Genomic DNA, 18,250 nt, shown 5'->3' with positions numbered 1-18,250 from the left:
AGGTGATGCCGAGGGCGTAAAGAAAACGGTCGTTTTCTTGCGCAAGACGCATACCTCTTGCCTGGCAAGGCCTGGGCTGCATATGTAGACTCCAGGTCGCTGCACAAAAAAGCATGCATTAAGGGACTATCCATGAGCACAAAGGAACGAATCAGTATGAGCAAGAGCCTGATTGCCGTAGCAGTCATAGCCGCTGGCCTTCTCGCCAGTGCTGGGCAGGCGTCCGCCGCAGCGACCTACTCTGGCAATGCCGCTCCAGCTTTGCTGGTGATTCAGGATGAAGATGTCTTACGGGATCTCACCGGCAAGATCGGGAGCAGCACCGAGCAGCGCGTAAAGGCAGGCCAAATTGGCTACTTCGCCAATCCCTCAGCAGAGTTTGTTGCCAGCGTATGGTTCCAGCAGCCGTTCAAACATGCCGGCACCGACTATCACGTTGCTTTCGTTAAGCTACGCGAAATTGACCCACAAACTGGCAAGCCCTACGAGTCCCATGCAGCTGGAGCATCAGTCAGCGCAATCACCTACAAGAAAATCGGCAACGACTGGGAAATCGTATCGCGTCAAAGCAGCCCATTCACAGAGGCAGGAAACTGGGGTGACGCTACAGTACCTGAGAAGGTCGGCCAACTGGAGTTGAGCAACACCAGCACTGCCCTGTTGGTTCCCACCTTCGAAAGCGGTCAAGGGACGGCTTACGAGGGCGAGCAGCTCATCGCCTTCGACGGCGTGCATTGGACATCCCTAGGGATTATCAATACTAGCGGCAACAATGAGGGAACCTGCGACGATACCATCCCTGACATGCCAGCCTGCTGGTCTTACACCGGAACAATTCATGTAGCCCCGAGCAAAAACGCCAAAATGCCTGACCTTCTGGTTGTACGCACGGGGACCGATTACTCGGGGTATGGCAGTAAGCCCACGCCAACAGAAAACATCGTCTACAGGCTCAAGGACGGTGCTTACACCTCACTCTCAGAATAGCAGCACCGACCGCAGGCTCACGATCCCATCCATAGCTTTGAACTGGCCAGGGCAAGGGATCAGTGAGCCATTTGATTTCGTTACAAATTCAACTGACCAGTTAGCACTGATGATCAACGGGCAGTAAGAGCTGGCACCAGCCGCAGCAGATCAAGCCGGCTCATCAACTTGCCGTAGTCCTCGGCCCAGTGGCAGTAGCTCTGGAGATCGCCATCAACAAGCGCGACCAGAACCTTCTGGTGGTACACGAGGCCAGTCATCATTGGTATGTGCCGGATGACTGGAGTGCCCGGCTTCCCGGTGTAATAGACAGCTTCCTCAAAAGACAGCAGCTCTTTGGCGCTCGGGCTTTTACGATGCTGAGACGCGAGAACAGTGGCATCAATGACACAGCCGTTCTCCAAGGTGATCCAGGCATGGGCATGGATTGGCTTGCCCACGGGCCGTCCATCCTTGAAGTCGAGCTGGTAGCCATCCGCCACATCCTGCAAGAGCTGATCCACGGTCACGCCGACATAAAAGCCATCCACCAGCTCCACATCGCCGACCGTAACGGTATGCCGGACACCCTGCTCAAACAGGACATAGGACAGCTCCCGAGCCACTCGGAAGCACATACCCGGCAGCACGTCAGTGTGCGGAAGGAACTCCGAAAAGTCCTGCGCGATGGCAGAGACCACTGCTGGCAGATCAATGAACAGTGCTGGGTCAATGTCGAGTGGGTAGTTCGACATCCCCCTTGTAAGCGCGCTGGTCCGGTCCATAGCCCGCCGAAATGATTCGATGTATTCCTGCATGTCGATGTCGTCGCTCTGTCAGTGCTAGCAGGAAAGGACGATACAGATAGGGCACCCTCCTTGCGAGCGCTCAGCACCGCCGAGAATTCAAACCCATAAGCCCCCTGGCAGACAGCGGTGCAGCAGAAAGCACCCGCACGGTTTGAGGAGGAGTGGCTAGCATGCAAAAATGATCCTATCCCCTCAGCGCCCCCCGTGCGGGAGCACCTTGATCGTGACCCTGTGCAGCCCTCCCTTACTGCTTGTTGGCTCCCCTACACACCCCTTCAGCAGGGCAATAGTTCATCCTTCCTCAAGCAATAGTTCACCTATCCGGTTTTGCCTGCGATTCGGCCGGAGACGACCGTTCATCGGCTGGCGATGGAATGAATGAGAACCGGCTTGACCTGATAATGAGAATAGTTATTATTACAACAACTGGTCGCGAGGCCAGCAGGTAAGCTGAGAGACCAAGCAGTCGGACTCTTCAGATTATCTCCTCATCAGGCTAATCACGGTTTCGACCCGGCACTTTGCCGGGTCTTTTTTTGCCCGCGAAAACGTAGCGCGATACACGGCTCCAGGCCTCGCGCCCTTCCTTCAACGTGCCTTCTTCATCTCCGCGCAATAGTCCTTGTCCGGCTGTGCCGGCGTGTACCAGGCGTAGTCGGCCTCACGCGTCGTTACCGCCTGCCCGGCCTCGACCAGCATCAGTACCTGCGCACCCTTCTCCGCACCAAGGTCGCGCAGGTGGACCGGTACGCCGAGGTCGCGTCGGGCGTGGAAGCTGCCGGCGACGAGCATCGCCGGCAGTGGCGCATCGCGAAAACGCTCGGCCATACGGCGGTCACGTTGCTGCTGGACGGCGAGCATCGCCGGCAATTGATCGTCGGGAAGCATGCCGCAGTGGGATTCGCGAATCTGCGCAAGCAGCGGCAGGCGCACGCTGTCACGCCTGGAGGCCGTTCCGGGAAGCGGCGGACGCTCCCTGTAGATGCGCATGATCTCGCTCCGCTGGAGGTTCGCCGCCAGCAACGGCGCGGGTTGCGCAACCGCCCAGGACACCAGGGGTCCGTACTGCGTCCAGTCCCAACCTTTCTGCCAGTCCAGGGCCTGCTCCAGGTTCGCCACCGGCTTGCCGGTCCCGAGTTGTGCGCGGACCGCATCCACCCGTGGTTGCTGGCCGGGATCGAGCATTTCCAGCAGCAGGCTGCCCTGCGCCCGATATTCGCCCAGGGCCTGCGCCAGCCACAGTTCCACGGCATGATGATCGGGATTGTCGTGCTTCTCGCCGACGATCACTCGCGGCGCGGCCGCCAGGCGTGCGACCAGTTGCTGCGGGCTCAGCGTCACGCCGCTGCGCAATTCGACGATTCGTCCCGTCTGCGGATCGTCGCGCCCTTCCGGGCTCTGCCAATCAGGCAGCGGCGGCAGTTGGGACTGGCAGCCGCCCAGCAGCAGACAGAAAGCGAACAGGCGAATGCGCATGGCGACTCCTTCAACGGGCGACGATCAGCGGATGACCTCGCTCGGGATGACGCTGGACCAGGACCTCGAGGCCGAACACCGCGCGCAACGGCTCGGGGCGCAGGACTTCCTCGGGCGTACCGAGCAGGTGCGGGCGACCATTCTGCAACAGCAGCAGGCGGTCGCAATAGCGCGCGGCCAGGTTGAGATCGTGGAGGATCACCAGCACCGAGGCACCGCGGCGGGCGAAATCATGCACCGCCTGCAGGGTAGTGTGCTGGTGCAGCGGGTCGAGCGCCGAGGTCGGTTCGTCGAGCAGCAGCACCTGCCCCGGCTCGCCCGGCCACAGCTGCGCCAGCACCCGCGCCAGGTGCACGCGCTGGCGTTCGCCGCCGGACAGCGCCAGGTAGCTGCGCCCGGCCAGATGGCTGGCGTCGGCCGCCGCCAAGGCCTCGGCGACGATCTGCACATCGCGCTCGCGGCCGCTGGAATGGGGCAGCCGACCGAAGCCGACCACCGCCTCCACCGGAAAGGCGAAGCCCAGCGACGAACTCTGCGGCAGCACCGCCAGGCGCTGCGCGCGAGCGACGCCCGGCCAGTCGTCGAGGCCGCGCTCGTCGAGCAGCACCAGCCCTTCGGCCGGCTCCAGTTCGCCACAGAGAGCGCCAAGCAAGGTGCTCTTGCCAGCGCCGTTGGGGCCGAGTACGCCGAGCATCTCGCCAGGCCGCAGCTCCAGTTCGAGGCCTTCCAGTACAGTCTTTCCGCCACGGCGGATGGACAGGTTCTCCACGCGCAGCATCAGGCCCGCCCCCGCAATAGCAGATAAAGGAAGAACGGCGCGCCGATCAGTGCCGTGACGATGCCGATCGGCAACTCCGCCGGAGCCAGCGCCAGGCGCGCCAGCAGGTCGGCAAGCAGCAGGAGAATGGCGCCGGCCATCATCGAGGCCGGCAGCAACGTCCGATGATCCGGACCGGCAACCAGACGGATCAGGTGCGGCACCACCAGGCCGATGAAGCCGATCATCCCCGCCGCCGCCACTGCGGCGCCGACGCCAAGGGCAGTGCAAAGCACCAGTTCGGCCTTCAATCGCTCGACGTCGAAGCCCAGGTGACGGGCCTCGGACTCGCCGAGCAGCAGTGCGTTCAGCGCATCTGCCCGGCGCGGTAGCCAGCAGGCCACCAGCAGCGCCACCAGCAGCAGCGGCCAGAGTCGTGGGTAGCTGGCGCCGTTCAGGCTGCCCAGGTTCCAGAAGGTCAGGGTACGCAAGGTGGCGTCATCGGCGAGATAGGTAAACAGTCCGATCACCGCGCCGGACAGCGCGGTCAAGGCGATCCCTGCCAGCAACATGGTGGCCACGCTGGTCTGGCCATCGCGGCGGCCAAGTCGATAGACCAGCCAGGTCACCCCCAGGCCGCCGCCGAAGGCGCACAGTGACAGCAGGTAAGGCGCGAGGAACGCCGGCAAGCCACCCAGCGAGGCGCCGAACACGATGGCCAGCGCCGCGCCGAGGGCCGCGCCGCTGGACACCCCGACCAGCCCTGGATCGGCCAGCGGGTTGCGGAACAGGCCCTGCATCGCCACCCCGGACAGCGCCAGCACCGCGCCCACGGCCAGGCCGAGCAGGGTCCGCGGCAGGCGGATCTGGCCGAGGATCATTTCCGCCTGGGCCAGGCCCGTTCCATCGAGCGGCAGCCCGGCCAGGCGCAGCGCGGCGCGCAGGGTATCGCCCAGCGGCAGGCTGACGGGACCGAGGGCGAGGGACAACCAGAGGACCAACACGAGCGAAATCCCCAGCGCACCGAACAGTGCGCGGGGGCGAACAACCGATTTCAATGGGCGGCTTCCGTACTCAGCGGTTTCGCGGAAGGATAAAAGGCTGCGGAGAGAGCCGCCAGGCCATCCGGCAGACGCGGACCGAGGCCGCCCACCAGGAGCGTCGGGTCAAGCACCAGCAGACGTCCGTCACGCGCCGCGCGGGTCGCGGCGAGCCCGGGGTTCTGCTTGAGCAGCGCGGCACGCGCCGCATCACCTTCGAGGCTGCGGTCGGCGATCACCACCGCGACCGGATCGAGCGCTGCCAGGGCTTCCACCGAGATCGGCTTGTAACCCTCATGGGTAGCCAGGTTGCGTGCTCCGGCTCGGTTCAGGACCCAATCGCCGCCGGTATTGCGCCCGGCTACCAGCAACTGACCGCCGGCGTTGCCGATCACCAGCAGGACGCCCGGGGCCGGCTGACTCTTCTGCGCGGCCGCGATCCAGTCCGCCTGGCGCCGCAGCCGCTGACGATAGTCAAGTTCGGCGGCCTCGGCGCGCTGGGGCACGCCGAGCCAGTCGCCGAGCTTCTTCAGGTTGCTTTCCAGTGCCTCCAGATCCGGCTTGGCGGAGAGGGTCTCGACCCGCACGCCGGCGCCTTCGAGCTGCTTGAGTACCGGCGGAGGCCCCATTTCCTCGGTGCCGATGAGGATATCCGGACGTAACGCCAGCACGCCCTCGGCAGCCAGTTGGCGCTGGTAGCCGACGCTCGGCAACTGTTTCAGCGCCTGCGGATGCTGGCTGGTGGTGTCCACCCCGACCAGCTTGCTCTCGCCGCCCAGCGCCACCACCCATTCGCTCAGCGAGCCGCCCGCGCTCACCCAGCGTTGCGGCAGCTCGGCGGCCTGGGCCATGCCGGTGCCGAGCAGGATGCCCAGCGCCAACCCGTTGAATAGTCGATCGATACGCATGATCTCTCCTCAGAGCGCCTTGAAGGATTCGGCCAGTTCGCGCCAGTCGTCGCGCTCGGGCTCGCCGGGCTTGCGCGCGCCGAACAGTTGCACGATCAGTTCGCCGTCGGCGTCGAAGGCCTCCCAGCTGGTTACGATGCCATCGGTGCTCGGCTTGCGCACCCGCCAAAGTTCGGCGATGCCGGTGGTCTTCAGGTGCAGGTTGAATTCCGGATCGAGCACGTTGAACCAGTCGTCCAGCCACTTCAGGTTGCACACAGGCCCGGTATGGATCTGGATGCAGTGGGCGTTGCCGACGAACACCATGATCGGCAACCCGCTTTCGGCCGCCGCTTCGAAGAGTTTCGCCAGGTCGCCATTATCCAGGCGCTCGGCCCATTCGCCGCCAGCCAGGCGCAGCGCCTGGGTGCGCTGCGCGCCATGCTTCTTCAGCAGGGCGTGGAAATGATGGGTGTCCTTCAACGCGGCCCAGCCTTCGCGCAAGGCGGCGGCATCGATCTGCGCATCGACGAGCGCCGCAGCCGGTGCGCGGGGTTCGTGCAGCGCCAGCACGGCATCCTGCTCGGCAGCCCGCAGGCGCTCGACCAGCGGTTCCCAGGCGCGGACGTCGCTGGCCTCGGTAAGGAACACCTTGTGCACCGCCACGCCCTGCTGGTCGAACACCTGGATGCTGCGCTGGGTACCCCGCGCTGTCTCCTCGGCAATGGCGAAGACGGCGTTCCAACCCCCCAGGAACAGGCGCAGGTCGATATCCGGCGAGACCACCAGGCCCATCTGCCCATTGGCAGAGACCGTCACTTCGCGATACGGCCCCTTGCGTTCGTGGACGCAATGCTCGTTGCGGGTCAGCGCCATGATCGGCCCCAGTTCGCCGAGCGCCGGCAGCAAGGCGGCCCAGTCCGGCCGCAGGCGCACGGCATCGATGCCGACCCGGCTGGCGACCAGCTCGCCTTCGCTGACCTGCAACAGCGCGGCGGCGTCGCGCGCGCGTAGCTGCGGTCGCTCGGCGCGCAGGTCCTGCCAGGCGCGGTAAAGCTCGGCAGGGGAATGGGAAAGGCTGGGAGTGCTGCTCATCGACGGTTCCTCGGGCATATCCGGTTCGGTCGCGCTACGCGCAAAAACAGGTGAACTTTGCCACAAAACGCATATCTGAATCCATTTGATAATTATTTGCATTAGCGTTTTTCTGGCAGTACCTTGTGCGCCCGACGTCCCCCTGGCTATTCGCCACCGGCCCGACCCAAGGAGTCCTACATGCCGCTCTCCCCGCCCTTCGCCCTGCGCCCCTGCCTGGCCCTGCTGTTGCTCAGCCCTTCCCTGGCCCTGGCGGGGAACGCCGTCCCGCTGACCCCGACCACCATCACCGCCACCCGTACCGAGCAGGCAGTGGATTCGGTGCCAAGCACCGTCAGCGTGCAGACCCGCGAACAACTGGACCGGCAGAACGTCAACAACATCAAGGAACTGGTGCGCTACGAACCGGGAGTCTCGGTCGGCGGCGCCGGCCAGCGTGCCGGGATCACCGGCTACAACATCCGCGGCATCGACGGGAACCGCATCCTTACGCAGATCGACGGGGTCGAACTGCCCAACGACTTCTTCAGCGGCCCCTACGCGCAGACCCACCGCAACTACGTCGATCCGGACATCGTAAAGCGCGTGGAAATCCTTCGCGGCCCGGCCTCGGCGCTGTACGGCAGCAACGCCATCGGCGGCGCGGTGAGCTACTTCACCCTCGACCCGTCGGACATCATCAAGGACAGCAAGGACGTCGGCGCCCGGCTGAAGGCCGGCTACGAGTCGGCCAGCCACTCCTGGTTGACCTCGGCCACCGTCGCCGGCCGCGCCGACGACTTCGACGGCCTGCTGCATTATGGCTACCGCCAGGGCCACGAGACCGAATCCAACGGCGGCCACGGCGGCACCGGGCTCTCGCGCAGCGAAGCCAACCCGGAAGACGCCGACAGCTACAGCCTGCTCGGCAAGCTGGGCTGGAACTACGCCGAGGGCAGCCGCTTCGGGCTGGTCTTCGAGAAGTACAAGAGCGACGTCGATACCGACCAGAAGAGCGCCTATGGCGGCCCGTACGACAAGGGCAAGCCGGCCATCCCGCCGAGCATGCTGCCGGGCGGCATGTACCAGTGGCGCAAGGGCAACGACACCCTGACTCGCGAGCGCTACGGCCTGGAGCACCATTTCCTGCTCGACAGCCCGGTCGCCGATCGCATCCAGTGGAGCCTGAACTACCAGTTGGCGAAGACCGACCAGGCGACCCGCGAGTTCTACTACCCGATCACCCGCAAGGTCCTGCGTACCCGCGACACTACCTACAAGGAACGCCTGTGGGTCTTCGACAGCCAGTTGGACAAGAGCTTCGCCATCGGCGAGACCGAGCACCTGCTGAGCTACGGGATCAATCTCAAGCACCAGAAGGTCACCGGCATGCGCAGCGGCACCGGCACCAACCTGGACACCGGCGCGGACAGCCCGCGCGATGCCCTGGAACGCAGCAGCGACTTTCCCGATCCGACGGTGAAGACCTACGCCCTGTTCGCCCAGGACAGCATCAGCTGGAACGACTGGACCTTCACTCCCGGCCTGCGTTACGACTACACGCGCATGGAGCCGCACATCACCGACGAGTTCCTGCGCACCATGAAGCAGAGCCAGAACACCGCGGTCGACGAGTCGGACAAGAAATGGCACCGGGTTTCGCCCAAGTTCGGCGTGACCTACGACTTCGCCCAGCACTACACCTGGTACGGCCAATACGCCCAGGGCTTCCGCACGCCCACCGCCAAGGCGCTGTACGGTCGATTCGAGAACCTGCAGGCGGGCTACCACATCGAGCCTAACCCCAACCTCAAGCCGGAAAAGAGCCAGAGCTTCGAGACCGGGTTGCGCGGCAAGTTCGACGAAGGCAGCTTCGGCGTAGCGGTGTTCTACAACAAATATCGCGACTTCATCGACGAAGACGCCCTGAATACCGATAGCACCGGCGGCAACGGCCAGACCTTCCAGTCCAACAACATCGAGCGGGCGGTGATCAAGGGCGTCGAGCTCAAGGGCCGCCTGGAGCTGGGCGCCTTCGGCGCGCCGCAGGGACTCTACACCCAGGGCAGCGTGGCCTACGCCTACGGTCGCAACAAGGACAACGGCGAGCCGATCAACAGCGTCAACCCACTCACCGGAGTGTTCGGCCTGGGCTACGACGAAGCAGACGGCAACTACGGCGGGCTGCTCAGCTGGACCCTGGTCAAACGCAAGGATCGCGTCGACGACAGCACCTTCCACACCCCGGATGGCACCGCCAGCCAGTTCAAGACCCCGGGCTTCGGCGTCCTCGACCTCAGCGCCTACTACAGGCTGAGCAAGGACCTGACCCTCAACGCCGGTCTCTACAACCTGACCGACAAGAAATACTGGCTGTGGGATGACGTGCGCGGCTACGACAGCGTCGGCGAGGCTTCGGCGCTGGCCCCGGCCAACATCGACCGACTGTCCCAGCCAGGCCGCAATTTCGCGGTCAACCTGGTCTGGGACATCTGACCCGTTACCCCTTCGCACACGGAAGTGCCCCCATACCCAGCGCCTGGCCATGCCGGGCGCTTTCCATGCCACAGGTGAAAGCCGTCCTCCGGATCAGGGATAATGATCCCGGCAAACGGAGCGCCCATGATCCACCTGTGTCCCTCTTCCCATCTCGCCGAAGGCAACAGCCGCGGCTTCCTCGTCGATGAGCGGCGGCTGTTCGCGGTGCGTCGCGACGGCCGCGCCTACATCTACCTGAACCGCTGCCCGCATCGCGGCATCCCGTTGGAGTGGCAGCCCGATGCCTTCCTCGACGACAGCGCCAGCCTGATCCGTTGCGCCAGCCACGGCGCGCTGTTCCTCATCGAGTCCGGCGAGTGCGTCGCCGGCCCCTGCGCTGGCGAGCGCTTGCGCGCCCTGCCCTGCCGGGAAGACGCCGAAGGCCTCTGGGTGGAGCTGGACGACTGACCCAACGGGGGATGGGCGGCAAGCCGCGAAGCAACGGCTAGGCTTGCGGCACAAAGATAAAAAAGAGGAAGGAACGCGCCATGCGCCGATTCAGCCTGCGCTTCGTCCTGCTGCTCCTGTTCGGCCTGCTGCTCTATGCCTGCCGCAATGAACCGGGCCCCGTACGGCTCGCCCCTGGCGTAACAGCGGCGGATTACCGGACTTTCTTCATCCAGGCGGTACGCGCCGAGGGGCACCGCATCGACTTCGAGGAGCGTTTCGATACGGCCGTGCGCCGCGCCCTGGAGGCCAAGGGCTATCGCTACCACGCGGAACACGGCGACCTGCGGGTGATCTACGCCCTCGGCCTGCAACGCCAGCCGGGCCTGGAAATGCGCCCGGTGATCACTCAGGATGGCGTCTTCACCCAGACCCAACTGACCGAAGACACCGAGGCCAGGCTGGCGCTGCGCATCCTTGACGAAAGCAACGGCAGGGTCCTTCTGGAAAGCGTGCTGAGCCGCCAACTGCACGATCCGGCGCTGACCCAGGAAGCGTTCGACCGCGGCGTCGCGCAGTTGCTGAAGGACTTCCCGAGCCGCAGTCAACCTTGAATGTCACAGGCCGTCGAAGTCGTCCTCGCGACGCTCGGCGCTCTCGCCGGGTGCCGACAGCCGGGGCGGCCGCCGTTGCAGCCACCACAGGGCGGCGATCCCCAGGGCAGCCATTGCGCCGCGGAACAGCAGGCCGAACAGGTTGCCGTCGGCCTCCATCCCGCCCTCGATCCAGGCAATCAATAGCCGCGACAGGGTCAGGATCGATTGCAGCAGCACTACCAGGATCAACGCCGGCTGCACCAGCGAAGCCCGGCGCAGGGCGAACAGCAGGAACAACGCCAGGGCGAACTGATGGCCGCCATAGAACACCCGCGCATCGCTGACCGCCGAAGGCTCCATCAGCAGCATGCCACTGAGATTGGCCATCTCGTAGGGACGCACCCAGTACAGCACTCCCAGCGCGCCCCATACCAGCGCCTGAACCAGCAAAACCAAACGGGCGAAGAGCATCCCCTTTCTCCTCGGGCCTGTTGCCCCAGCGGTCAGTTCGACACCGGCGGCGAACGCCCCGGCAACCCTAAGGACAGCAGACCCAAACCGCGCCGACGAGTTCGCTGCGACAATCCGTCCCTGCCCAACGGCAACCCGGCGCGGCGGGCAGCGCATCGCTTCGTCATAAGTGGATACAGCTCACCGGCTGGGTGGCGGCGGGTGCCAGCGGTATGCTCCCGGCATTCGCTCGCAGCAAGGAGAATCCCATGCGCCGCTTCGCACCCCTGGCCGTCCTGGCCGCCACCCTGCTCCACGGTTCCCTGGTCCAGGCCGCCGAACCGCTGGCCATCGACGTCCACCGCGACGCCAACTGCGGCTGCTGCAAGGACTGGATCAAGCACCTCGAAGCCAACGGTTTCAAGGTCACCGACCATGTGGAAGCAGACATGAGCGCAGTCAAGAGCCGTCTCGGCGTGCCCTACAGCATGGGCTCCTGTCATACCGGAGTGATCGACGGCAAGTTCGTCGAAGGCCACGTGCCGGCAGCCGACATCCTCAAGCTGCGCGAACGCGCCGACCTGGTCGGCGCCGCCGTACCGGGCATGCCGGTCGGCTCGCCGGGCATGGAAATGGGCGACCGCCAGGACGCCTACCAGGTCGTCGGCCTGACCAGGAGCGGCCAGGCCTCGGTACTGGCGGAGTACCCGGGACGCTAACGAAAACGCCGTTTTCCCCAGGGAAAACGGCGTTTTTCCTTGTAGCAGGACGTGAGGATCACTCCGCCAGGCTATCGACCTTCCTCTGCGGCGACAGCAGCCCGTCGGCGCGGAACATCGCCTTGATCCCGCGCACCGCCTGGCGCAGGCGGTCGCGGTTCTCGATCAGGGCGAAACGCACATGATCGTCGCCGTAGTCGCCGAAGCCGATCCCCGGCGACACCGAGACCTTGGCGTCCTGCAACAGCTTCTTGGCGAACTCCAGCGAGCCCAGATGCGCGTAGGGCTCGGGGATCTTCGCCCAGACGTACATCGAGGCCTTCGGGTTCTCCACCATCCAGCCGGCCTCGCGCAGCCCCTTCACCAGGACGTCGCGGCGCTGCTGGTACTGCCGGGCGATATCGCGGACGCACTGCTGGTCGCCTTCCAGAGCGGCAATGGCCGCCACCTGCAGGGGCGTGAAGGTGCCGTAGTCGTGGTAGCTCTTGATCCGCGCCAGGGCCGAGACCAGCTCGGGATTGCCGACCATGAAGCCGATCCGCCAGCCGGCCATGTTGTAGCTCTTCGACAGGGTGAAGAACTCCACGGCGATATCCTTGGCACCCGGTACCTGCATGATTGACGGCGCTTTCCAGCCGTCGTAGACGATGTCTGCATAGGCCAGGTCGTGCACGACCATCACGTCGTACTGCTTGGCCAGCGCCACCACGCGCTCGAAGAAGTCCAGCTCGACGCACTGCGCGGTAGGGTTGGAGGGGAAACCGAGAATCATCATGCGCGGCTTGGGAATCGATTCGCGGATCGCCCGTTCCAGCTCGTTGAAGAAATCGATGCCCGGCACCAGCGGCACCGAGCGCACCTGGGCGCCGGCGATCACCGCACCGTAGATGTGGATCGGATAGCTCGGGTTGGGCACGAGGATGGTGTCGCCATGGTCGAGGGTCGCCAGCATCAGGTGCGCCAGGCCTTCCTTGGAGCCGATGGTGACGATGGCTTCGCTTTCCGGGTCGATCTGCACGTCGTAGCGGTCACGGTACCAGTGCGAGATGGCCCGGCGCAGGCGCGGGATGCCACGCGAGGTGGAGTAGCCATGGGTGTCTTCGCGCTGGGCGACGGTGCAGAGCTTCTCGACGATATGCGGCGGGGTCGGCCCGTCGGGATTGCCCATGCTCAGGTCGATGATGTCCTCGCCACGGCGACGAGCGGCCATCTTCAGTTCGGCGGTGATATTGAAAACGTAGGGGGGAAGGCGGTCGATGCGCGCGAAACGGCGCGCAGGGCGTGATTCAGCCATGCTGTCCTCGGAGTAACGTAAGCGCCCGGAACCGTCCGAGCGACGCCGACCGCTGCGGCGGCCTGGAAAGCGCCAGCCAGGCGCTTTCTTGTCGGCGAACATAAAGGCCGATAGGCTGCTTGTCGAGTCCCCCCTCGCGTTTTTCATTCCATTTCACAGGAAAAGGCCCATGTCCCGACGCTACTGGCAACTCGATGTGTTCGCCGAGCGTCCGCTCACCGGCAACGGTCTGGCCGTATTCGACGACGCCAGCGCCCTCGATGACGCCGCCATGCAGGCCTGGACCCGCGAACTGCGCCAGTTCGAGTCGATCTTCCTGCTGCCGGGCGACGACCCACGGGCCTTCCGCGCACGGATCTTCACCCTGGAGGAAGAACTGCCGTTCGCGGGCCACCCGCTGCTCGGCGCCGCCGCCCTGCTCCATCACCTGCGCGGCGGCGACAACGAACAGCACTGGACGCTGCACCTGGCCAGCAAGTCGGTGGCCCTGCGCAGCGTGCGGGCGGGCAGCGGTTTCTACGCCGAGATGGACCAGGGCCGCGCCGAATTCGGCGCCACCCCGGACGCCGGGACCTGCCGCTGGTTCGCCGAAGCCTTCTCGCTATCGGCCAACGACCTGTCCGGGCATCCGCCGCGGGTGGTGAGCACCGGCCTGCCCTACCTGCTCCTGCCGGTGACCGCCGAGGCACTGGGTCGAGCCCGTCAGGTCAACGATTTGCAAGAAGCCCTGGATAAACTCGGCGCGGCGTTTGTCTATCTGCTCGACGTCGACGGGCGCGAGGGCCGCACCTGGGACAACCTGGGGCTGGTGGAAGACGTGGCTACCGGCAGCGCTNAATACGGGCTTGCCGCGCGCGGCGAACCCTTCGTCCTGCACCAGGGACGCTTCCTCGACCGGCCGAGCCGACTCGACGTCCAGGTCGCGACAGACGGTAGCGTAAGGGTCGGCGGCCACGTCCAACTGCTCGCCCGCGCCGAGCTGCTGACCTCGGCCTGACGGTCGGGGTGGCGCTGGCGGCGGACGACGACAACACTGAAGAAGCGAAACGTACAGGAGAACCGCCATGCTCTGGCGCAAAGGACGACGCAGTGACAACGTGATTGATGCCCGGGGCGAAGGAGGCGCAGGCGGCGGTGGCGGCATGCGCATCGGCGGCAAGGGCCTCAGCCTGGGTGGGGTGGCCATCGTGGTGGTGGTCGGCCTGCTGATGGGCCAGGACCCGATGCAGATCCTCGGGTCGCTGCTCGGCCAGATGGACAGCCCGGCGCCGGCCACCCAGCAGCAGGCCGGCGGTCGGGCCCCGGCGGCCAATGACGAGCAGAGCGAGTTCGTCCGCTCGATCCTCGGCGACACCGAGGACACCTGGGAACAGATCTTCGCCAGCGGCCAGGCACAATACCAACAGCCCAAGCTGGTGCTGTTCAGCAATGGGGTGAATTCCGCCTGCGGCTTCGCCTCGTCGGCCACCGGGCCGTTCTACTGTCCGGCCGACCGCCGGGTCTACCTCGACCTGGAGTTCTTCCGCGAGATGGAACAGCGCTTCTCCGCCGCCGGCGACTTCGCCCAGGCCTATGTGATCGCCCACGAGGTCGGCCACCACGTGCAGAACCTGATGGGCATCTCGGCCAAGATCAACGCAGCCCGCCAGCGCGGCGCGCGCATGGAGGGCGCCAACGGCCTGTCGGTACGCCAGGAACTGCAGGCGGACTGCTTCGCCGGGGTCTGGGCCAACCGTGCACAGCAGCGGCTGAACTGGCTGGAGCCGGGCGACATCGAGGAAGCCCTGAACGCCGCCAACGCCATCGGCGACGATCGCCTGCAACGCCAGGGCCGCGGCATGGTGGTGCCGGATTCCTTCACCCATGGCTCCTCGGCGCAACGCATGCGCTGGTTCAAGACCGGCTTCGAGAGCGGCTCGCCGGCCAGTTGCGATACCTTCAAGGCCCAGACGCTCTGAGCCTCGCCGCCAGCCGGGCGCTTAGCGCCCCGGCTGGCTTCCCAGCGCATTCAACTGATCGGCCAGTTCCCTGGCCTCGTAGACCGAAGCCAACCCGTCGAGATAGACCTTGCCGTTGCGGATCGGCTCGCGCACCCGCGGCGCCAGGCGCAGGCGCCCGTCCACCAGTACCGCGAGAGTGCGCCCCCGGGCCTCGCCGGTCAGCGCGGCCAGGCGGCGGGCGGCCGGTTCGGTGAAGGTGACTTCGACGCCGGGTCGACCGTTCTGGTCGTACAGGACCTCGGCGCGGAGTACGTCAGCCTGGGTCAGGCTGGGCTTCAGCGCCACCAGCATGGCCTTGCCCTGCGGGTCGGCCAGGGTGCGGAACGCCGCGGAAGGCGTGCTGGCGGTGGCATAGACCCCGAAGCTGTGCTGCGGGATCGGCAGCGGATCGCTGGCGCAGGCGGCCAGCAGCAGCGCCAGGCCCAGCGGAAGGAGTGCGAGTTTCGAGCGTTTCATGATGAGGTACTGCAGAAAACTGGGCGGAGCGTCCGTCCGGACGCCAACGCCTATGTTAACGCCGCCCGCGCCGGGCGGGCGAGCAGGCCCTTCCGCGAGGCGACGATCGACTAGACTGGCGGAAATTCACCCCTCTCCCGCGAACTGGTATGATGCGCGCCTTTTCGAGCCGTATGAACCCCACGCAGGCCGCCGCGAGGCCCCTGGCGTGCGTGGGTCGTTTCATGCGGCTCGCGCATTTTCGGGACTCAGCCGTCTGCCGGGATCGTTCGCGATACCGCGCCGACGAGACAGCGATGCAACGCCCGCCACGCGGAAATTCGGTTTTCCCTGGTCGGCGGCCGGCTCCGCGGCCGGCCACTTCTGCTGGCGCCATGGGGATCGTTGCAGAGCACATTCAGGGGAATCCAACATGCTGGAAAAGCTGTTTCAATTAAAGGCGCACAACACCACGGTGCGCACCGAGATCCTGGCGGGGATCACCACCTTCCTGACCATGGCCTACATCCTCTTCGTCAACCCGAGCATCCTCGGCGAGACCGGCATGGACAAGGGCGCGGTGTTCGTCGCCACCTGCCTGGCAGCGGCCATCGGCTCGACCATCATGGGCCTGATCGCCAACTACCCGATCGCCCTGGCCCCCGGCATGGGCCTCAACGCCTTCTTCACCTACACCGTGGTGCTGCACATGGGCCACAGCTGGCAGGTCGCGCTGGGCGCAGTGTTCATTTCCGCCACCATGTTCTTCCTGCTGTCGATCTTTCGCATCCGCGAATGGATCATCAACAGCATCCCCCTGCCGCTGCGCTCGGCGATCGCCGCCGGCATCGGCCTGTTCCTCGCACTGATTGCCCTGCAGAACGCGGGCATCGTGGTGGACAACCCGGCAACCCTGATCGGCATGGGCGACCTGACCAAGCCGGCACCGATCCTCGCCACCCTCGGCTTCATCCTGATCGTCGCCCTGGAGGCGCGTAGCGTCACCGGCGCGGTGCTGATCGGTATCCTGGTGGTCACCGCCATCGCCATCCTGCTCGGCGTGACACAGTTCGGCGGCGTGGTCTCGATGCCGCCGTCGCTGGCGCCGACCTTCCTCCAACTGGACATCAAGGGCGCGCTGGACATCGGTCTGGTCAGCGTGATCTTCGCCTTCCTCTTCGTCGACCTGTTCGACAACTCCGGCACCCTGATCGGCGTCGCCAAGCGCGCCGGACTGATGGGCAAGGACGGCCACATGCCGAAGATGGGCCGCGCGCTGATCGCCGACAGTACCGCCGCCATGGGCGGCTCGCTGCTGGGCACCTCGACCACCACCAGCTACATCGAGTCCGCCGCGGGCGTCAGCGCCGGCGGCCGCACCGGCCTGACCGCCATCGTCGTCGCCATCCTGTTCCTCCTCGCGCTGTTCTTCGCCCCGCTGGCCGGCAGCGTACCGGCCTTCGCCACCGCCCCGGCGCTGCTCTTCGTCGCCGTACTGATGGCCTCGGGCCTGGCAGAGATCGACTGGGAAGACATCACCGTCGCCGCGCCGGTGGTCGTCACCGCGCTGGCCATGCCGTTCACCTATTCGATCGCTACCGGCATCGCCTTCGGCTTCATTTCCTGGACCGCGATCAAGGTGCTGTCCGGGCGCTGGCGCGAACTGAACCCGGCGCTGGTGATCCTCTCCGTGCTGTTCGTGATCAAGCTGGGCTTCTTCAACGCATGAGCCGTCCACAGTTCGACCCCAGCGCCTACGCCGCGCAACTGGAAGACAAGAAGTCCCGCCTCGCCGGATTGCTGGCCCCGTTCGCGGCACCCGCGCCGGAGGTCTTCGAGTCGCCGCGCGAACATTACCGGCTGCGCGCCGAATTCCGCCTGTGGCGGGAAACCGGCAACGAGAAGCGTCACTACGCGATGTTCGAGCAGGGCGACAAGCACACGCCGATCCTGATCGAGGATTTCCCCATCGCCAGCCGCCGCATCAACGAACTGATGCCGCGCCTGAAGGCGGCCTGGGCCGACCCGGCGCTGGGCTTCAAGCTGTTCCAGGTGGAGTTTCTCACCACCCTGGCCGGCGACGCGCTGATCACCCTCTGCTACCACCGGCCAATCGACGACGCTTGGCGACAGGCAGCGGAAAAGCTCGCGGCGGAACTGGGCGTGAACCTGGTGGGGCGTTCGCGCGGCAAGCGCATCGTCGTCGGACGCGACTATGTGGAGGAGGAACTGTCGGTCGCCGGCCGGCGCTTCCGCTACCGCCAGCCCGAGGGGGCTTTCACCCAGCCCAACGGCGAGGTCAACCAGAAGATGCTCGGCTGGGCCTACGAGGCGCTCGGCCAGCGCGACGACGACCTGCTCGAACTGTACTGCGGCAACGGCAACTTCACCCTGCCCCTGGCCACCCGGGTACGCAAGGTGCTGGCCACCGAGATCAGCAAGTCCTCGGTCAATGCGGCGCTGGCCAACCTGGCCGACAACGCGGTGGACAACGTCAGCCTGGTGCGCCTGTCGGCCGAAGAGCTGACCCAGGCGCTGAACGAGGTTCGCCCGTTCCGCCGCCTGGCCGACATCGACCTGAAGAGCTACGCCTTCGGCAGTGTCTTCGTCGATCCGCCACGAGCCGGCATGGATCCGGACACCTGCGAGCTGGCCCGACGCTTCGAGCGCATCCTGTACATTTCGTGCAACCCGGAAACCCTGGCGCAGAACATCGCCCAACTGCACGACACGCACCGGATCAGCCGCTGCGCGCTGTTCGACCAGTTCCCCTACACCCACCACATGGAAAGCGGCGTCCTGCTCGAACGCCGCTGAGAGTG

At 65.6% G+C, this 18,250-nt stretch carries 18 protein-coding genes; 9 read left to right on the top strand and 9 right to left on the bottom strand.

Annotation, left to right across the window (positions count from 1 at the left end; genetic code table 11):
* Window positions 1-156: 156 nt before the first annotated feature.
* Window positions 157-987 (top strand): hypothetical protein, encoded by an 831-nt coding sequence (locus tag ACTJJX_RS01970; RefSeq protein ID WP_003157545.1) that lies wholly within the window; start codon window positions 157-159, stop codon window positions 985-987.
* Between the two features lie 113 nt (window positions 988-1,100).
* Here the strand turns inward: ACTJJX_RS01970 and ACTJJX_RS01965 are convergent, their stop codons facing one another.
* From ACTJJX_RS01965 to ACTJJX_RS01940, 6 genes are all read right to left on the bottom strand, one after another.
* Window positions 1,101-1,784 (bottom strand): hypothetical protein, encoded by a 684-nt coding sequence (locus ACTJJX_RS01965; protein ID WP_143978178.1) that lies wholly within the window; start codon window positions 1,782-1,784, stop codon window positions 1,101-1,103.
* A gap of 579 nt (window positions 1,785-2,363) precedes the next feature.
* Window positions 2,364-3,251: a ChaN family lipoprotein gene (locus tag ACTJJX_RS01960; protein ID WP_003141664.1), complete on the bottom strand. Its 888-nt coding sequence runs from the start codon at window positions 3,249-3,251 to the stop codon at window positions 2,364-2,366.
* A 10-nt stretch (window positions 3,252-3,261) separates the two neighbouring features.
* Window positions 3,262-4,029, bottom strand: a complete 768-nt coding sequence (locus ACTJJX_RS01955) for a heme ABC transporter ATP-binding protein (protein ID WP_003095098.1) — start codon at window positions 4,027-4,029, stop codon at window positions 3,262-3,264.
* Window positions 4,029-5,012 (bottom strand): FecCD family ABC transporter permease, encoded by a 984-nt coding sequence (locus ACTJJX_RS01950; protein WP_003121063.1) that lies wholly within the window; start codon window positions 5,010-5,012, stop codon window positions 4,029-4,031. The genes ACTJJX_RS01955 and ACTJJX_RS01950 overlap by 1 nt, the downstream gene beginning before the upstream one ends.
* Window positions 5,013-5,062: 50 nt before the next feature.
* Window positions 5,063-5,956, bottom strand: a complete 894-nt coding sequence (locus ACTJJX_RS01945) for a hemin ABC transporter substrate-binding protein (protein ID WP_003095100.1) — start codon at window positions 5,954-5,956, stop codon at window positions 5,063-5,065.
* A 9-nt stretch (window positions 5,957-5,965) separates the two neighbouring features.
* Window positions 5,966-7,030 carry a hemin-degrading factor gene (locus ACTJJX_RS01940; RefSeq protein WP_016852160.1) on the bottom strand — a complete coding sequence of 355 codons (1,065 nt, stop codon included), beginning with the start codon at window positions 7,028-7,030 and terminating at the stop codon, window positions 5,966-5,968.
* A gap of 180 nt (window positions 7,031-7,210) precedes the next feature.
* Here ACTJJX_RS01940 and phuR point away from each other — a divergent pair, with 180 nt between their 5' ends.
* The 3 genes from phuR (at window position 7,211) to ACTJJX_RS01925 (ending at window position 10,548) form a co-directional block, all read left to right on the top strand.
* On the top strand, window positions 7,211-9,505 hold the full coding sequence (gene phuR, locus ACTJJX_RS01935; protein WP_016852161.1) for a heme/hemoglobin uptake receptor PhuR: 2,295 nt from the start codon (window positions 7,211-7,213) through the stop codon (window positions 9,503-9,505).
* A gap of 102 nt (window positions 9,506-9,607) precedes the next feature.
* Window positions 9,608-9,955 (top strand): Rieske (2Fe-2S) protein, encoded by a 348-nt coding sequence (locus ACTJJX_RS01930; RefSeq protein WP_003121065.1) that lies wholly within the window; start codon window positions 9,608-9,610, stop codon window positions 9,953-9,955.
* A gap of 80 nt (window positions 9,956-10,035) precedes the next feature.
* Complete coding sequence (locus ACTJJX_RS01925; RefSeq protein ID WP_003100166.1) at window positions 10,036-10,548, top strand: DUF4136 domain-containing protein; 513 nt, start codon at window positions 10,036-10,038, stop codon at window positions 10,546-10,548.
* Window positions 10,549-10,551: 3 nt separating this feature from the next.
* On the opposite strand, the gene ACTJJX_RS01920 is transcribed toward ACTJJX_RS01925, so the two are convergent.
* Complete coding sequence (locus tag ACTJJX_RS01920) at window positions 10,552-11,001, bottom strand: DUF4345 family protein (RefSeq protein ID WP_003095105.1); 450 nt, start codon at window positions 10,999-11,001, stop codon at window positions 10,552-10,554.
* A gap of 248 nt (window positions 11,002-11,249) precedes the next feature.
* Here ACTJJX_RS01920 and ACTJJX_RS01915 point away from each other — a divergent pair, with 248 nt between their 5' ends.
* The gene (locus ACTJJX_RS01915; protein WP_003095106.1) at window positions 11,250-11,699 is read left to right on the top strand and encodes a DUF411 domain-containing protein; all 450 of its coding nucleotides are present in this window, start codon (window positions 11,250-11,252) and stop codon (window positions 11,697-11,699) included.
* A 58-nt stretch (window positions 11,700-11,757) separates the two neighbouring features.
* Here ACTJJX_RS01915 and alaC read toward each other — a convergent pair whose 3' ends face one another.
* Complete coding sequence (gene alaC / locus ACTJJX_RS01910; protein WP_003100170.1) at window positions 11,758-12,993, bottom strand: alanine transaminase; 1,236 nt, start codon at window positions 12,991-12,993, stop codon at window positions 11,758-11,760.
* 169 nt (window positions 12,994-13,162) lie between these two features.
* Between alaC and ACTJJX_RS01905 the strand changes: the two genes are divergently transcribed.
* Together ACTJJX_RS01905 and ypfJ are read left to right on the top strand one after the other, a co-directional pair.
* Entirely contained in the window at window positions 13,163-13,990 is an 828-nt protein-coding gene (locus ACTJJX_RS01905; protein ID WP_440781862.1) for a PhzF family phenazine biosynthesis protein, read from the top strand.
* Between the two features lie 67 nt (window positions 13,991-14,057).
* Window positions 14,058-14,951: a KPN_02809 family neutral zinc metallopeptidase gene (gene ypfJ / locus ACTJJX_RS01900; RefSeq protein WP_003095112.1), complete on the top strand. Its 894-nt coding sequence runs from the start codon at window positions 14,058-14,060 to the stop codon at window positions 14,949-14,951.
* 21 nt (window positions 14,952-14,972) lie between these two features.
* On the opposite strand, the gene ACTJJX_RS01895 is transcribed toward ypfJ, so the two are convergent.
* A complete protein-coding gene (locus ACTJJX_RS01895) occupies window positions 14,973-15,449 on the bottom strand; it encodes a SecDF P1 head subdomain-containing protein (RefSeq protein WP_003100175.1) in 477 nt (158 codons plus the stop codon).
* A gap of 412 nt (window positions 15,450-15,861) precedes the next feature.
* Between ACTJJX_RS01895 and ACTJJX_RS01890 the strand changes: the two genes are divergently transcribed.
* Together ACTJJX_RS01890 and trmA are read left to right on the top strand one after the other, a co-directional pair.
* A complete protein-coding gene (locus ACTJJX_RS01890; protein WP_003095114.1) occupies window positions 15,862-17,157 on the top strand; it encodes an NCS2 family permease in 1,296 nt (431 codons plus the stop codon).
* Window positions 17,154-18,245 carry a tRNA (uridine(54)-C5)-methyltransferase TrmA gene (gene trmA / locus ACTJJX_RS01885; protein ID WP_003116071.1) on the top strand — a complete coding sequence of 364 codons (1,092 nt, stop codon included), beginning with the start codon at window positions 17,154-17,156 and terminating at the stop codon, window positions 18,243-18,245. Before ACTJJX_RS01890 ends, trmA begins: the two co-directional genes overlap by 4 nt.
* Window positions 18,246-18,250: the final 5 nt, after the last annotated feature.

Origin of the sequence: Pseudomonas sp. 22490 (assembly GCF_052044465.1) — a bacterium.
Lineage (GTDB): Bacteria > Pseudomonadota > Gammaproteobacteria > Pseudomonadales > Pseudomonadaceae > Pseudomonas > Pseudomonas aeruginosa.
This window is presented reverse-complemented; position numbering and strand designations above follow the sequence as displayed.

What these genes read in the sequence shown, in the direction of transcription:
- ACTJJX_RS01920 (WP_003095105.1), bottom strand. Translation starts at nt 11,001, where the DNA reads ATGCTCTTCGCCCGTTTGGTTTTGCTGGTTCAGGCGCTGGTATGGGGC.
- ACTJJX_RS01890 (WP_003095114.1), top strand. Translation starts at nt 15,862, where the DNA reads ATGCTGGAAAAGCTGTTTCAATTAAAGGCGCACAACACCACGGTGCGC.
- ACTJJX_RS01970 (WP_003157545.1), top strand. Translation starts at nt 157, where the DNA reads ATGAGCAAGAGCCTGATTGCCGTAGCAGTCATAGCCGCTGGCCTTCTC.
- ACTJJX_RS01895 (WP_003100175.1), bottom strand. Translation starts at nt 15,449, where the DNA reads ATGAAACGCTCGAAACTCGCACTCCTTCCGCTGGGCCTGGCGCTGCTG.
- alaC (WP_003100170.1), bottom strand. Translation starts at nt 12,993, where the DNA reads ATGGCTGAATCACGCCCTGCGCGCCGTTTCGCGCGCATCGACCGCCTT.
- ACTJJX_RS01930 (WP_003121065.1), top strand. Translation starts at nt 9,608, where the DNA reads ATGATCCCGGCAAACGGAGCGCCCATGATCCACCTGTGTCCCTCTTCC.
- ACTJJX_RS01955 (WP_003095098.1), bottom strand. Translation starts at nt 4,029, where the DNA reads ATGCTGCGCGTGGAGAACCTGTCCATCCGCCGTGGCGGAAAGACTGTA.
- ACTJJX_RS01945 (WP_003095100.1), bottom strand. Translation starts at nt 5,956, where the DNA reads ATGCGTATCGATCGACTATTCAACGGGTTGGCGCTGGGCATCCTGCTC.
- ACTJJX_RS01960 (WP_003141664.1), bottom strand. Translation starts at nt 3,251, where the DNA reads ATGCGCATTCGCCTGTTCGCTTTCTGTCTGCTGCTGGGCGGCTGCCAG.
- phuR (WP_016852161.1), top strand. Translation starts at nt 7,211, where the DNA reads ATGCCGCTCTCCCCGCCCTTCGCCCTGCGCCCCTGCCTGGCCCTGCTG.
- ACTJJX_RS01915 (WP_003095106.1), top strand. Translation starts at nt 11,250, where the DNA reads ATGCGCCGCTTCGCACCCCTGGCCGTCCTGGCCGCCACCCTGCTCCAC.
- ACTJJX_RS01925 (WP_003100166.1), top strand. Translation starts at nt 10,036, where the DNA reads ATGCGCCGATTCAGCCTGCGCTTCGTCCTGCTGCTCCTGTTCGGCCTG.
- trmA (WP_003116071.1), top strand. Translation starts at nt 17,154, where the DNA reads ATGAGCCGTCCACAGTTCGACCCCAGCGCCTACGCCGCGCAACTGGAA.
- ACTJJX_RS01940 (WP_016852160.1), bottom strand. Translation starts at nt 7,030, where the DNA reads ATGAGCAGCACTCCCAGCCTTTCCCATTCCCCTGCCGAGCTTTACCGC.
- ACTJJX_RS01965 (WP_143978178.1), bottom strand. Translation starts at nt 1,784, where the DNA reads ATGCAGGAATACATCGAATCATTTCGGCGGGCTATGGACCGGACCAGC.
- ypfJ (WP_003095112.1), top strand. Translation starts at nt 14,058, where the DNA reads ATGCTCTGGCGCAAAGGACGACGCAGTGACAACGTGATTGATGCCCGG.